Source organism: Lampropedia hyalina DSM 16112 (assembly GCF_900129055.1).
Lineage (GTDB): Bacteria > Pseudomonadota > Gammaproteobacteria > Burkholderiales > Burkholderiaceae_C > Lampropedia > Lampropedia hyalina.
This window is the reverse complement of the sequence record NZ_FQUZ01000005.1, coordinates 88,581-103,120: the sequence shown is the minus strand read 5'-3', so window position 1 is coordinate 103,120 and position 14,540 is coordinate 88,581. Positions and strand designations below refer to the sequence as shown.

12 protein-coding genes are annotated in these 14,540 nt (G+C 60.3%); 1 reads left to right on the top strand and 11 read right to left on the bottom strand.

The genetic code is table 11. The features are described from left to right. The first annotated feature begins 72 nt into the window (after nt 1-72). Complete coding sequence (locus BUE21_RS03240; protein WP_073354624.1) at nt 73-1,728, top strand: M48 family metalloprotease; 1,656 nt, start codon at nt 73-75, stop codon at nt 1,726-1,728. An 82-nt stretch (nt 1,729-1,810) separates the two neighbouring features. On the opposite strand, the gene BUE21_RS03235 is transcribed toward BUE21_RS03240, so the two are convergent. The 11 genes from BUE21_RS03235 to cpaB all read right to left on the bottom strand — a co-directional run bounded on the left by BUE21_RS03235 (nt 1,811) and on the right by cpaB (nt 14,508). Then, entirely contained in the window at nt 1,811-3,679 is a 1,869-nt protein-coding gene (locus tag BUE21_RS03235) for a pilus assembly protein TadG-related protein (protein ID WP_073354622.1), read from the bottom strand. Between the two features lie 26 nt (nt 3,680-3,705). Beyond that, on the bottom strand, nt 3,706-4,155 hold the full coding sequence (locus BUE21_RS03230; RefSeq protein ID WP_073354620.1) for a TadE/TadG family type IV pilus assembly protein: 450 nt from the start codon (nt 4,153-4,155) through the stop codon (nt 3,706-3,708). A gap of 50 nt (nt 4,156-4,205) precedes the next feature. Continuing rightward, nucleotides 4,206-4,754, bottom strand: a complete 549-nt coding sequence (locus BUE21_RS03225; protein WP_073354618.1) for a TadE/TadG family type IV pilus assembly protein — start codon at nt 4,752-4,754, stop codon at nt 4,206-4,208. Nucleotides 4,755-5,030: 276 nt separating this feature from the next. Beyond that, nucleotides 5,031-5,468 carry a DUF3613 domain-containing protein gene (locus BUE21_RS03220; RefSeq protein ID WP_073354616.1) on the bottom strand — a complete coding sequence of 146 codons (438 nt, stop codon included), beginning with the start codon at nt 5,466-5,468 and terminating at the stop codon, nt 5,031-5,033. An 11-nt stretch (nt 5,469-5,479) separates the two neighbouring features. Beyond that, entirely contained in the window at nt 5,480-6,544 is a 1,065-nt protein-coding gene (locus BUE21_RS03215; RefSeq protein ID WP_234971032.1) for a tetratricopeptide repeat protein, read from the bottom strand. A 49-nt stretch (nt 6,545-6,593) separates the two neighbouring features. Next, complete coding sequence (locus BUE21_RS03210; protein ID WP_073354611.1) at nt 6,594-7,610, bottom strand: type II secretion system F family protein; 1,017 nt, start codon at nt 7,608-7,610, stop codon at nt 6,594-6,596. A gap of 91 nt (nt 7,611-7,701) precedes the next feature. Beyond that, complete coding sequence (locus BUE21_RS03205; RefSeq protein ID WP_073354609.1) at nt 7,702-8,679, bottom strand: type II secretion system F family protein; 978 nt, start codon at nt 8,677-8,679, stop codon at nt 7,702-7,704. A 168-nt stretch (nt 8,680-8,847) separates the two neighbouring features. After that, nucleotides 8,848-10,182, bottom strand: a complete 1,335-nt coding sequence (locus BUE21_RS03200; RefSeq protein WP_073354607.1) for a TadA family conjugal transfer-associated ATPase — start codon at nt 10,180-10,182, stop codon at nt 8,848-8,850. Nucleotides 10,183-10,188: 6 nt separating this feature from the next. After that, entirely contained in the window at nt 10,189-11,907 is a 1,719-nt protein-coding gene (locus BUE21_RS03195; RefSeq protein WP_073354605.1) for a CpaE/TadZ family protein, read from the bottom strand. Nucleotides 11,908-11,929: 22 nt separating this feature from the next. Continuing rightward, nucleotides 11,930-13,318, bottom strand: coding sequence for a type II and III secretion system protein family protein (locus BUE21_RS03190; protein ID WP_073354603.1), 1,389 nt, complete (start codon nt 13,316-13,318; stop codon nt 11,930-11,932). A 92-nt stretch (nt 13,319-13,410) separates the two neighbouring features. Continuing rightward, nucleotides 13,411-14,508 (bottom strand): Flp pilus assembly protein CpaB, encoded by a 1,098-nt coding sequence (gene cpaB / locus BUE21_RS03185; protein ID WP_073354601.1) that lies wholly within the window; start codon nt 14,506-14,508, stop codon nt 13,411-13,413. Between the last annotated feature and the right edge of the window lie 32 nt (nt 14,509-14,540).

The following is a 14,540-nucleotide window of genomic DNA, read 5'->3' as shown; positions in this document are numbered from 1 at the left end:
GAACCATCTGCCGCTGGCCGATTCCCAAGGAAAACCGGCATCGGCGGGTGTTTTCTGGAGACGAGATTTCTTATGCGTATTGTCAAACTCCCTTTTATTCCTTCACGCCTGCGTGCGCTGCGCATGGCGGCTCTGGCCGCGTTGCTTGTGTCCGGCAGTGCCCTGCTGTGGCAACCACCGGTACAGGCGCAAGGCCAGTCCCTGCCTTCCCTGGGGGAGTCCGATGGCCTGGGTGTGGGGCAGGAGCGGCGCATTGGAGACCAGATCATTCAGCATCTCTACCGCGACCCCGATTACCTCGACGACCCCATCTTGCAGGAGTATGTGGACAACATCTGGGCGGCCCTGATGGCCGCCGCCCAGCAAAAAGGCGCGTTGGGCGATTCCCTGCGCGAGCAGTTTGCCTGGAAGGTGCTGCTCAGCAAGGATCGCTCCGTCAATGCCTTTGCCTTGCCTGGGGGCTACTTTGGCCTGCACCTGGGGCTTATCAATGTGGTGGGCAGCCGCGACGAACTGGCTTCCGTCATGGCGCATGAACTCTCGCACGTTTCCCAGCGGCACATTTCGCGCATGGTGCTACAGAACACCCGCCAGACCCCCATCCTGATTGCCAGCATGATTCTGGGCGCGTTGGCTGCCAGCAAAAGCCCCGAAGCCGCGCAGGCACTCATGGTCGGCGGCCATGCACTGGCGGCACAGAACAGCCTGAACTTTTCGCGCAGCATGGAGCAGGAGGCCGACCGCGTGGGGCTGGGGCTGATGGAGCCGGCTGGTTTTGAACAGCGTGGCTTTGTGCTGATGTTCGACAAGCTCTACCAGGCCAACCGCATCAACGATACGGGAGCCTACCCCTATCTGCGCACCCACCCGCTGACAGCGCAGCGCATCTCCGACATGCAGGCACGCATGCCCGACGTGCGTGAACATGCCCAGGCCCTGCCGCTGACGCTGGAGCACGCCCTGATCGTGGCGCGCTCACGCATTCTGTCGCGCAGTGAAGTCGATGTATTGCGCCAGGCCATGCAGGTGGCCAGTCAGCGGGCGGCACTGGTGCAATCGTCCGATACGTCGCCTGTCGATGGCAACACATTGGCAGAGCAGGCCGGGCAATGGTATGCGGGCATCCTGTCCGCCGTGCATTCCCGAGACTACGCACAGGCCCGGCAGTGGCTGCCCAGCCTCCGGGTCAGCGTGGCACACGATGCGCGTGCCAGCCGATTGGCCGACTTGCTGGAACTGGAGGCCGCCATTGCCGCTGCCGACCCCGCCTGGATTGCCACGGCACTGGCTGCCGTGGATGCGCAGGCCCGCAAACGCCCGGAATTGCTGCTGCGGGCGCAGGCCTTGGCCACTGCCACCCACCAGAATGCCGAGCCTGTATTGGCCCGCTCCCACATCATTGAGCCTTTGCAAACCTGGGTACTGGATCACCCGCAGGATGCAGCCGCATGGCAGGCACTGGCCCAGTTATGGGCCGCATCCGGTCATGCCCTGCGCGCCGTGCGGGCCGAAGCCGAAGCCCATGTGGCACGGCTGGACTACAGCGCGGCCATCGACCGCTTCAAGGCCGGATTGGCTCTGGCGCGGCAACAGGATGCCCAAGCCTCTCAGGGCCAGGGAGCCGATGCCGTGGAAACTGCCATCCTCACCAGCCGTTTGCAGGCGGTACAAGGCCTGCAACGTGAGCGCGAGAAGACCGACAAGGAGCGGGGGCGGGAAAGCCCGTGAGCGATAGAGGCTGAATCATCGATCAAAAAAGCCCCACAGGAAGCAATTCTGTGGGGCTTGTTAGTTGAGAAGATTGCTACCGTTATTGCACCAGTTGGGCGGTGTCGCATTCAATCGCGAGCACTTCTACTTCTGCCCGGCCTACTTCTACTCCGAGAATTCCGGTCAATACTCCATCAAGTATGGAGCCAACAGCATTCAATACTGGAGTCAAGATGATACTGACCAAATCAACAATTGCGTCCAATACGGAGCCGAGAATCCCGAGAAGGCCAAGCACTATACCAAGTAACGATCCTAGAAGTCCTTCAAGTTGAGAGTTTTTGGCCAGGTCTTTGACGAGATCGAGAATGCTGTCCAATAATCCAATCACAGTGTCACCTAGTCTTAGTCCGTTTGGACCACTCCAAACTTTATCGCCTACTTTTAAATCAACCAAACATTCATCGCTACTCTCGAATGGACATGCGACTGGATTCGGAGGGTGTGACAAAGAACTTCCTGACGATTGTAGGATGGATTCTGTCAAATGACCGCGTAAAGTCATATTCAAGATTGAATTATGTAGAAGTTCAACATGGACTAAGTCTGCATCTTGGCAATTCCAAGATTCATCAAGTTTTCCAATGCAAACGTCACCGACTGCCGAATTGACGGAGATGTTCACGGTTTGTCCACTTTGTGATGCGGTGCATTGGATTTTTTCCAGAGTACCGGTGCTGCGAACCACATCAAGCTGTATGGGGAGGTCAAGATTGATGTTTACCCCCAAGGTTCCAAGTAAACCAAATAATCCAAGTGCAACATTTTTACTTTGATCGCCACCAATGTGCAATGCAAGCCTTACTTGAGCACTTCGTGCCTTGATATTGCCATTGGCCGGGCCAATGGCAATAGTGGGAGGCTCCACTACTGTCAAATCAATATTAATCAAATTGAGGACACCGAGATTCAGAGCGATAGTGTTCTCGCCGTTGGCAATAGCGATCTGTGTGCGCACCAAATCTGCTACATCAAGTATGACATCCAGGCCATTGCCAAGAGGTGAGGAGTTGCTGCCTGCGTTGATGAAGGCAAAAATTCCATTATCTCCAGCTAAAGGTACTTTAATATTAGCCAGTGGGAATGCAGCCACATAAGCACGTAATGCCTGAAGTGCTCCAATATCGACGCCAGCATTGAGAACGTCGTTGCCCGCTGCATTGACTGCTGCATCGATTAAGTCGAGTAGTGATGCTTCTACATTGGCTACATCATTCGGTGTGAGCAATGCAAGGTCACTCACTCCTACCGGTAATCCGAGGAACTGCAACAGGCCAGACGGAGTAATCTTTGCGTTGGCTATACCATTTTTGTCTAGAACGGTTAAACGGGTGATATCCAAACCTACTGCTTCCGTAATTTTTCCTAATAAACGATCGTTATTGAATTGCAATAGCTGGGAACCCACCGAGAAAGCCGCAATAGGTTCGCTGTTCTTGGATGCAGTCGCCTGCGCCGAAATGGTGCGGTCCCCCAGTCCAGGGAAAAGTTGCAGGGTTTGCCCTTCCAGAGTCACTCGGGCGGCATTCAGTGGATTGGCTCCACCATGGCCGAGAAATCGCTGTGCATCGGCACGGCTGGCATTCCAGTTACCGCATTCGATCCGGGGTGCAGGGCCATCCAAGGCAATGTGCAACTGCTCGGTCACACTGCGGTTGCCGGCTGTTTCAGCGCGGTTGCAGGTGCTGGAGTCGCCATAAGTGAGGGCATTGACGGCTTCCAGTGCGGCCAGATCGGCAATGCGTTGCAGGTCGCGCTTGGCATAGTACATATAGCCAACCTGCACCGTGGCAAGAATGGCGAGGATCACGGTGGAAAGCAAGGCAAATTGCACCAGAATCGAGCCGGACTGGTGACGCTGGGCCAATCTGCCGCTATGGGCTGGGCGGTTACGGGGTTGAGTGGACATAAGGCTAAGGCTCCTGTGCAGTCGGGTTACAGCAGGTGCTGAAAATGGACGGTGCTGTTCTCGAACAGCAGTTTGGGTTCTGTGCTGAGGATGGTGCTGTTGCCCAACAAGGATGGGAGTTGGTATTCCACGGTGAAACTGACACTGCCGTAGTTTGTTCCTTGGGTGCAGTTCAACGCAAAATTTTTGACTGTCAGATCGCTGTCCACTGCGCCAGGCATGCCACTTTGTTTCAGGCTCTGCTTGACCACTTCTGTCAGTCGGCCTGCGATGAAACTCTGGTTGTTGGCGGCATTGGCATGGGGGGCGCAGGGGTAGCGCGTGCCAGTATTGATGAGGCTGAGCACCATGCGGGCACCGTCGCCGGTGGCACGGGTCAGCGATTGCTGGGCCTGGAAGGCCCGCCAATACACGAACAGGCCCATCAGGAGAACTACCATGAACATGGCAATCAGGGCAAATTCAATCGATGCCATGCCACGCTGGCGATTTTTATGCAAAGCTGGTAGGGGGTGCGCAGGCATCATTACAGCATCCTCCGGTCTGCCAGTATGCTGGCGCGGGCATTGAGGGAATCGGGCAGCAGGATGCTGAAGCCCGGCAATGGTGGGGCGATGGCGTTGCTCGCATAGTCCTCAATTTCGTATGAGACCAGCACCAGGCAGGGTTGTGCGGCAGAGCACAGAATATTGCTGTTTTGCAGCGATGTTTCGGTCTGGCAGGCGGTGTCGTCGAGATGGCAGACGTTGAAGTTCACGCTGGCATTGCTGGGGCGCAAGGCAGTGGGCAGCCAATTGAGCTTGTCGATGACAGCGGCTCTCGCTTCGGTCTGGCGGTGCAGCCAGGTGGGTTGGCTGGCTCCGGCGAGGGTGGCCGTGCTGGGATACCGCAGAGCCGCACGCGCACCTTCTTCCACGGCGAATTGCATGGATTCGCGCACCAAAAAAGTCAGGCCATAGGAGATGATGCCGTAGAGCAGAGCAAAGAAAACCGGAAAAATGATGGCCCATTCCAGCGCATATATGCCGCGTTGCGGGCGTCTGGTGGGAGGAGGCGGTGTGGAGGGGGAACGCATGGCAATGCTCCTTGTGCTGGCAATCGTTTTAGTGCTTTGTTTCAGGCGTGTCAAGGTGTTGCAGAAAGCTGTGAAGTGCGTGAGGGTTTGTGTGCCAGTGTGCTTTCTGCGAGGCTGAACCTTGTTTTGCACGGGGCTTCAACATGGATACCCCTTGGTTTGTGGTGTATGCCGTGCAGTCAGGTGCTTCGCTGGCGGGATGGGAGATGCGGGTTTGGAACTACTGGCCCACTGGTGGTGTGCCAGTGGGTGGGTGGAAATGCTGCCGAGCGTGGATCAATCGACTCCGGTGTCGATGCCAGTGTCAAATTGCTCAGGAATGGTGGTCTCAAAGCTCTTGAGGTAGCGGGCATAGCTGCGGCTGGCCTGTTCGCCATCGATGTAGCGCAGGTGTTGGCCTTCGCTGTTGCGTTGCAGGTCGAGCAGCGTGTCGGTCGCCAGGCCGATTTCGGTGCGCTGCGATGGGGCGCGGCGTGCAATGGGAGAGGCTTCGCCTTCGGGGTAGTTGGCATTGCCTGCGGCTGGCCAGTGGGTGAGGGCGGCTTCCGCTGGTGTGGTGGATGGGTGTGCGGGGTCTTCCGATTGTGCCTGTACGGCCTGGGTGAAGCCCAGGCCCAGCAGGGCTGCGGTGCACAGTGCCAGAGTGAGTGGACGGCGGGTGCGTGGTGCGGCTTGGTGCGCAGGGATCAGGTGTGGCATGTTGGTTGCGTGCATGGCAAGAACTCCTAGTTTCTGTAATGGTTGCTGTCATCCGCATCGGCCCGCACAGCTTGGGCTGGCGGGTGCGATGGCATGGATGAACGGGTGACACTGGGTGGCGTTTCCACGGTGGGTGCCGGTGGGGGGGCAGGAGGTGGTGCGGAGGTGGCGGGGTTGGTGCCCGTGCCTGTGTCTTCTGAAGTGGTGGGCCGAGCGGCAGCCGGTGTGGCTGAGGTGGACTGTACAGAAGGTGCGGACGCCGCCGGTGCGGGTGCAGTCTGCGCACGGGTGCGCAGACTGGTGGCCAGGCTTTGGGCGTAAAGGCGGTCGGCTACGGCTTTCTGGATGAGGGCCAACTGCGGTTGCAGCATGGCGGCAGAGGCATTCGGAACCAGCGGTGGGGTGTTGGGCGCAGCCGGTTGTGCCAGGCGTTGCAGCAGGCGGTGGGCCTGCGCCGGTTCGCCGGCAGCCAGCCAGTACAGTGCGAGGTTCAGTTGCACGCGGGCATTGCCTGGAGCGAGTTGGGCGGCCTGCTGAACGGGGATGCGCGCCGTTTCCAGGTAGCCGTTGAGCATGTAGGCGTAGGCGATATCACTGAGGATATTGGGGTCGATGGGGTGCAGGCGGCGGGCTTGTTCAAGCTGCTCGAGTGCCTGTGTGTATTGCCCTTGGCTGGCGTGCAGCAGACCCAGGCCATGCCGTGCCCGCGCTTGCAGGCGGGTGCTGGTGTTGGCTGTGCCCAGCAGGCTGAGGTAGTGCAGTTGCGCGGCGGCAAATTGGCCGGTGCTGCGCAGGGCATCGGCACGCAGGATTTGCGATTCGGGGCGCGCGCCATGTTCCTGGTCGAAGGCGTCGGTGTGCGCCAGCGAGGCATACCATTGGCCTGCCTGCTGCATTTGGGCGATCAGATCGAGGTAGGTCTGTGCGGTATCCACCTGGGTGGCCTGTTCGGCTGCCTGTAGTTGTTCCTGGGCCTGGGCGGCGGTGTTGCGTTCGGCCATCAGGCCGTAGCCCTGGGGCGAGGTGCCGCATGCAGCCAGCAGCAACAGGGTGCTGCTGGCCAGCAGTGTGGCACGGGCCATTGTGGCCATTGTGGCCATTGTGGCCATTGTGGCTGTGGAGGCGTGAGTGGGGCGCACTTTAACCTCCACTCATTTTGCCAAGGGAGCGGATGACGGCCATGAAGCCGGGGCCAGCGGTGATGACCATGAGGGCTGGCAGCAGGGTGAGCACCATGACGGCCGTCATTTTGACGGTGATCTGGCCGATTTTTTCCTTGAAGCTGGCCTGGCGTTTTTCGCGCAATCGAATGCCGAACTGCTTGAGAGGCTCCTGAACGGCTCCACCGTGTTTGTCCACCTGTACCAGCAGGCTGACGATGGCGGCCATGTCTTCGTCGGCACTGAGGTTTATCATGCGCTGGAAGGAGCTTTCACGGCTTCTGCCGGTGGCGTAGAGTTGGTTGGCCAGGGCCAGTTCGCCGCTGATGATGCGCAGTACGTTGCTGAATTCATTGACCATGATGTGCAGGCTTTGGTCGATGCTCAGGCCCACGCCTTGCAGCAGGCGCAGCAGGTCGATGAACAGGGGCATTTCCTCGATCATTTGCTCGCGGCGTTGGTTGGCACGGATGCGCATGTACCACTTGGGCAACATGACTCCCAGCGCAAAGCCGAAGAAGACGGTAAGCACGACTTTCATCAGACCTTGCGGTGCCACCAGCAGCAGGCCCAGCAGCGGCAGGGCGATGGCGAGTATGGCGCGCGTGGCAATGTAGATGGGGCTGCCCTTGCGCAGCGAGACACCGGCCTGATCGAGCAGTTGGCGGTCTTCGTCGGCCAGCAGTGCGCGTGCCCAGCCGGTTTCCAGCCATGCAGGAGGCTTGAGGTTGGCGGTCAGTTCGTCGGCCAGGGGGTCGCTGCCGGTCTGGATGGGGCGAAAGCCACTGGAGAATGGGTTGCGGTCTGCTCCCATGATGCCCGCCAGTGCGTTGTTGCTGGCTTGCTGGGCGTTGTCCTTGCGTGTTTGCAGCACTTCTTCGACACGTCCAGATGCCTTGGCACTGCGTCGCAATTGCCACAGCAGGGCACCTGCCCACAGTGCCAGACCCAGGGCACCGATGCACAGACTGATGATGAATAGCTTTTGAGCAGTCATGTCACATTCCTTGTGTGGGCTTGTTCGTGAAACCGGTTGGTGGTTTTTGGATGTGCGCCCCTTGAAAATCGTTTGGAGTCGGGCCTGGGGTCTATTTCAGGCGGGCAAGGCGGTAGAGGATGAAGGAGCCGCCAGCTTGCAGCCCGGCGGCCAGCAGTATCATGTTCTTGCCGCTTTCGTCTTCCCACATGCGCATGAAGTAGCCTGAGTTGAGCACCATGATGAGCGCGCCGACCACAATCGGCAGCAGGGCCAGAATCCAGGCCGAAAGCCGGATTTCCGCAGAGAGGGCACGCAGTTCGCGCTCGGCCGATTGCCGGTCGCGGATGTAGGCGGCCACCCGCTCCAGTACCAGGTCGGCACGGCCACCATAGCGGGTGCTCATGCGAAAGACAGCGGCGAGCAGGCCAAATTCATGCAGGCCCCAGGTGCGTTCGAGTTGCTCCATGGATTCGCCAATGTCGGGATTGACGCGCAGCAGGCCGGATGCTTCCTGAAGGGCATCGCCCAGGGGGGCTGGTACGCTGCCCACTGCCATCTGGAAGGAGGCATGGGGTGAATTGCCGATGGACAGCAGCCGCACCATGTTGTCGAGAAAGCCGGGCAGTTGCTCCAGCAATTGGCGGCGGCGTTTGTTCATCCGTTGCCATACGCCAAAGGCGGCGAGCAGGCCATAGACCGCCAGTACCAGCGCGGCCGCGACCGGGCCTATCTGGGCCAGGGCCAACAGCGACAGCACCAGGCCAATGCCTGCCAGAATGGCGAATGCCACGGGGGTGATGCCCCAGGCGCGCAGTCCCAGGTGCTGGTTGAGCCAGCCTTGCCAGCCTTCTTCCTGCGCGGAAGCTTCCAGCGCACCGATGACGTTGATGCTCTCTTCGCCCAGGGCCGCATCGCGCGTTTGCATCAGGCTGGGGCTGAGCCGTTGCTTGACGCTGCGCTTGAGGTGTTCTGCCGCAGATTGTTCTTTTTCTCGCTGGTGTGCATGGCTGAACAGCCACAGTGCCATGGCTATGAACAGGCTGGCCACGGCAATCATGATGAGCACGAGCGGAACCATGGATGTCATTGAGAGCCTCCCTGTCTTTGAGTCTGGTGCACCCCAGGCATGGGGGGGTGATTCCATTGTGGTATGCGATGGCTAGGGAAGGTCTGCAAAACCCGTTGCGCCGCCCGCATCCCGCCACTGGGCGCGGGCTTACCGAAAGAGTTTTGCAGACCTTCCCTAGGGCGGGAGTCATGCGCCATGGTGGCCTCCCGTGGCTGCGTGCTGCTGCTGGAGCCGCCACCAGTTTTGCAGTTTGCTGGAGTGCGGAGCGATGCCCAGCGACACCCAGCGGTCCTGCTCCTGCCCATTGCCATCCACATAGGATTCATAGCGAAACAGTTCCTGGGTGGCGATGACGTTGTCGGTCATGCCGGTGATTTCGGTCAGCGAGATCAGGCGTCGCCGTCCGTTGGGCAGGCGGCCAATCTGGACGATGAAGTCCACGGCATTGGCGATTTGGCGGCGCAGGCTGATTTCACTGCCCTGAAAACCGGCGAACCCGGCGAGCATTTCCGCACGGTACAGGCATTCGCGGGCAGAGCTGGCGTGGATGGTTCCCATGGAGCCATCGTGGCCGGTGTTCATGGCTTGCAGCAGTTCCAGCACTTCGCCGCCACGCACTTCACCGACGATGATGCGGTCGGGGCGCATCCGCAGGCTGTTGCGCAGCAGGTCGCGGATGGAGACCAGCCCTGTGCCGTCGTAGCTGCCGGGGCGGCTTTCCAGGCGTACCACATGCTCGTGGTTGAGCGAGAGTTCAGCCGTGTCTTCAATGGTGACGATGCGTTCGGTGCTGGGGATGAAGCTGGTGAGGGCGTTCAGCAAGGAGGTCTTGCCGGAGCTGGTGCCGCCACTGACCAGGATGTTGCAGCGCGATTGCACAGCCATTTCCAGGATGCGGCAGATGTCTTCGTTGAAGGCCCCGAGCTTGACCAGGTCGGCTGGCATGAGGGGGTCTTTGCGAAATTTCCGGATGGAGACGGAAGGGCCATCAATGGCCAGCGGCTCGATGACCACGTTGATGCGCCCACCGTCGGGCAGGCGGGCATCGACCATGGGACTGGATTCGTCCAGGCGTCTGCCAAGAGGGGCCAGAATGCGCCGCACGATGCGCATGATGTGTTCATTGTCCTTGAAGCGCACGATTTCGCGCACAAGCACCCCCCGGCGCGACACATAGACGTTGTCGTGGCCGTTGATGAGGATGTCTTCCACTGCCGGGTCTTCCAGCAGGTCCTGCAAGGGGCCCATGCCGGTGAGTTCGCGGGTGAGGGCGCGGGCAATCAGCAGGGCTTCCTGCTCGTTGATGGCGATGGAGTTCTGGCGGGTGTAGCCGTCCAGTTCGATCAGGACAAACTGGGCAATGGCGGCATGGTTCCAGCGAGCGAATTCGGCCCCCAGTTCTTCGATGCGCTGAAGCAGGTGCTCATGGACGCGCTCCTTGAGTTCGGCAAACAGCGCGCTTCTCTCGAACTCGCTGCTGCCGCTTTCGCGCAGGGGGAAGGGGGATACCTCGTGGGACATGGGACATCAGCTCCTGATGCGGTGAATGAGTTTGTTCAACAGCCCTGTGCCGCTGTGCGCACTGGCACTGGTGCTGTTTTTCAGGGGGGAGTCGCTGTGGTAGGCGTTCATCAAGGTGGTGGTGAGCTTTTCCACCGCCTGCACATAGGGCTCGCTGCGGGCCTTGGGGGGCAGCAATTGCCCTTGGTTTACGGCCTGCATCAGTTGCAGCCGACGCTCTGCAATGATGGCAATGAGCGGCAATTGCAATTGCTGGGCTATGTGCTGTGCATCGAGTTCCAGGCGGCTGTCGTGCTGGGTGATGATGAGGTGTATGCGGCTGCGGTCCACCTTCTGCCGCTCCAACTGGCGCAGCAATTCGGCGGTGGAGACCACACCCAGCACGCTCTGGTCGCACATCAGCCAGATTTCATTGGCCCGCAGGGCCGCACGCATGGCGATGCTGTTGGGCAGGGCGGGGCCAAGATCGGCAATGACGTGGCGGAAGTACTGCCGCAGACGCATGAGCAGCATGTCGGCATCGGCTTGCGATGGGGTGGGGGCCTGGGCCATGGCAGAGACTGCCCCGTCCACGCTGGCATTGTTGGCCAGTGTCAGCATGCGCAGGCCGCTGGCCGCCTGTCCCAGGCCCGAACTGGCCATCTTGCGATCGAACCGACGCAGGTTGCGCACGGCATCGGCAAAGTTGAGACCGCCCTGGGCATTCAGGTACATGGCCGTGTCGCCATTGGGCGTTCCCAGATCCAGCAGCAGGGTGTGCAGGGATTCTTCGGCAGTGTCGCCGATGGGCATCGGCGTGCCGCCGTGTGCGTCGAGTTCAGGCCCGTGGCGCATGGCAGACTGCTCGTGGGCAATCTGCTCGGGAGACTGCTGGTGCAACTGGGTTTGCAGATACCAGGCCAGATGGGAGGCGAGCAGCGATGTGCCGATGCCTGCCCGGGCCGACAGGATGGCAGTCATGGGGCAGGATGCTTCGGCCAACTGCACCATTTTGGGCTGACGTTGGAGCAGATTGCGAATGGTTTCCTGTGCTGCCTGTGCCGAGGCATCCATATCCAGGAAATCCTGTACCCCTGCGCGCAGAGCGGTCAGGGTGGCTTGCGGGTCTTTTTGGTGGCCCACTGCCACAAGGGGCATATGGGGATGCGATATCCGCAACTGCTCGACAACCTGGCTGGAAAGGCTGAGCAATGGTTGCTCGAAGTGAATCAGCACAATCTGGGGACGCAGCAGCAGAATCTGCTCTGCCACGTTGGCCTGTAGCTGTGCGGTGTGCAGGCGTGTGCCGTCGAATACCCGGCGCACCCAGGTTTGTGCCAGTGCATTGCTGTTGCCGCTGTGAACGAACAACAGATCGACATCCAGTTCCACGGCCGCTGGCGTGGGGCGTGCGGGCTGGGCTTGCAGTATTTCCAGCGGGCGGTGCAGGGCCAGCAGTCGCTGGCTCTCTGCGTCTGCGCCAGTATCGGCATGCTGGGACAGAGAGGATGTACCGAACCCATTGTTTTCCACCCCGCCTGTACTTGTGTGCAGAGGACTGGCGGTGCCAGCGGGCGGCGGTTGCTCTGTGGCAGTCTGACGTGTGGCTGGCAGGGCGGCCAACATGGCATCCAGTGTCACCCGCACAGCCGCAGGCGATGTCGCCGCTGTGTCGGCAGGCGTGGCAGAGCCCGCGGCGGAAGCCGCGTCAGGGGTGGACCTGGGTGGAAAGGTGGGCTTGCTCATACAGTCTCAATGGCATTCATCATCAGTACGAGAATCCTGGCAGGGCTGCATCGGGCTTGAGGCCACCGGCAAAGAACGGTTCCCAGACCTGGGAAGCGTTGGGCCGCTCCGAACTGGCACCGGGCAGCAGGCGATCCAGATCGGTGTTGGCTGGCAGGGGCTGAACCAGACGTGGCGTGACGACGATGGCCAGTTCGGTTTCATCCTGGGTGTAGCTCAGGTTCTTGAAGAAGGAGCCAATGATGGGAAGGTCGCCCAGCAAAGGCACCTTGTTTACATTCGATGCGGTGTTGCGGCTGACCAGACCCCCAATGACGAAGCTCTCGCCATCGGCCAGTTCCACCATGGTGTCGGCGCGGCGGGTGGTGATGGCAGGAACCGATACCCCACCTACCGACACGGAGTTGCTGTAGTCCAGATCGCTGGCTTCCGGAGCGACTTTCAGGGCAATGCGTTCATTGGACAGGATCGTGGGAGTCAGTTGCAGGCTGATACCGAATTCCTTGTATTCGATGGTGATGTTGCCATCTCGGTTGGAGATGGGAATCGGCAACTCTCCACCGGCGAGGAAACTGGCAGTCTGGCCGGAATGGGCCAGCAGGGTGGGTTTGGCCAGCACCCGGGCCAGTCCATTGCCTTCCAGCACGCTCAGGCGCACGTCGAGTCCGGCACCGCTGAACGCTTTGCCAAAGCCCATGACCAGATTCATGGCTTCGGCAAAGGGGGTCTGACCGGTTCCAGTGGCCGGGTTGTACAGCCCAAAGTTGAAGCCGTGGTCATTGGCCCCTTGGCTGAAAATATTGATGCCAGCGCGCTTCATGGCGGATTTCCTGAACTCCACCACCTGCACATCCACCTGCACCGTATTGCTCTTGACGGCGATTTGCGAACGATCCTGAAGCGGTGTTTCGGCTGCTGCGCCCAGGCGCAGGTTCTCCACTGCCTGGGCATGTTCTGGCAGGGACTTGAGTTGGCGATCCAGCTCCAGTCGCTGTCCCTTCACTTGCACGGTCCAGGTCTGTGGCGTGCCGGACTGGCGGGGCCAGACCAGCAAGGTGGTGGTTCCAGCCGCCTGCGGCGTCAGCAGCAGCTCGGCGAGGTCAGAGCTGCTGCCGGGGTCCTGGCGCAATACCTTGACATCCAGCACGGCAGGATTGGCAATGGCAATGCGGCTCACGCCGTAGCCTGGATTGATGCGCTGCTGCGTGCCTACCGTCATTTGCAGCAGTTCTCCGATGGCGGTATTGGCACCGGTGGCATCGTAGCTGGCAGTGTCGTTTTCTTCTGCATGTGCCGTGCCGACGGCGGTGGTCATGGCGCACAGCAGGGTGCTTGCCAGCATGGTACGCCAAGGCGTGTGTGCAGCCTGAGACAGGAGGGAGAGCTGGGAGGGAGGGGTATTGGTGGACATTGGCGCGTAGTGTTGAAGGTTACCGGGGCGAAGGCAAATGCTTGGCGAAACATCAAAACGACTGGGAACTTGCAAGGCGTATGCCGCCTGGCTCAGTACCGCACCGTTTGTACGGTGCTGCCGGTGTAAAGCTCCACCTCGTGTTGGCGTGGACGCTTGGGTTGTGTGGCTTCGGCTGCTGCCGCAGGGCTGGCAGCGACAGGGGCCTGCTGCGCCAGCAAGCTGGGATTCAGGGCCGAGGGAGGAGGCGTGCTCTTGCGGTTCTGTGGATCGGCTCCGCGTGCCAGATCATTGAAGCGCAGGCCTGCATAGGCGCGGTCGATGCTCTCGAGTTGCTGTCCAGGAGCCAGGCGGCCCGATGCAGGACGCAAGGCGGGGGGCAGATTGGCAAACAGGGACTCGTCGGGGATGCCCAGATCATCCGGGTGACGCAGGGCCAGGGTCAGTTGGCCATATTTTTCGGCCAGGGTCAGGCGGTGCACCTCTTCCAGTGGCACGGCCAGCACGGCGGTGCGGGCATTCTCCGGGCGCAAGTGGTTGGTGTCGGCGGCGTTATTGTTGCGACCGCTGCCCGATGCGTTTTGGGCTTGCTCTTCACGCAGCTGGGCTTCGGTGGGTGGAGGTGTTTCGACACTGGCACCGCCGTAGGCCAGCACCCGGGTGCGTGCCATCAGCAGGCGGGTCTGGGTGTCCACCGGGGTTTGTTCGTCTTGGCCGTTGAGTGTGAAGAATACGTCCACAAAGTCACCAGGGCGCACGCGGTGGCCTGCGGCCATGGTTTCATTGACGGCAATCGAGACGGCCCGCTCGCCTTGCTCCAGTTGCAGCGACAGGCCTTGCAGCAGGTTGGGCTCGAAAATCGGACTGTCAGCGTACATGGGCTGTACCGTGACCTTGCCCAGTACGTCTTCCAGATTGTCGAAACTGCCGGGCACGGGAGTGGCAACCTGAATGACCTTGAGATCTGCCATCGTGAGTTTGTGGCCTGCCGGAACAGACTGGGTCAGAATCACCATGTCGTGCAACGCTTCGGCGGGATTTTGCTCCGTAGCGGGAACTTGTACCGAGAGACTGGGGTCGGTAGAGGCAACTGAAGCAGGTTCAGGGCGGCTGCCAATTTGCCAGGCCAGCAAACCCAGGGCCAAGGCCAGCACTACCAGAATGCCAGCAATCAGTTTTGTGAAATTCATGGAATGTTTCTCCCGCGCGAAAGACGTAGTGG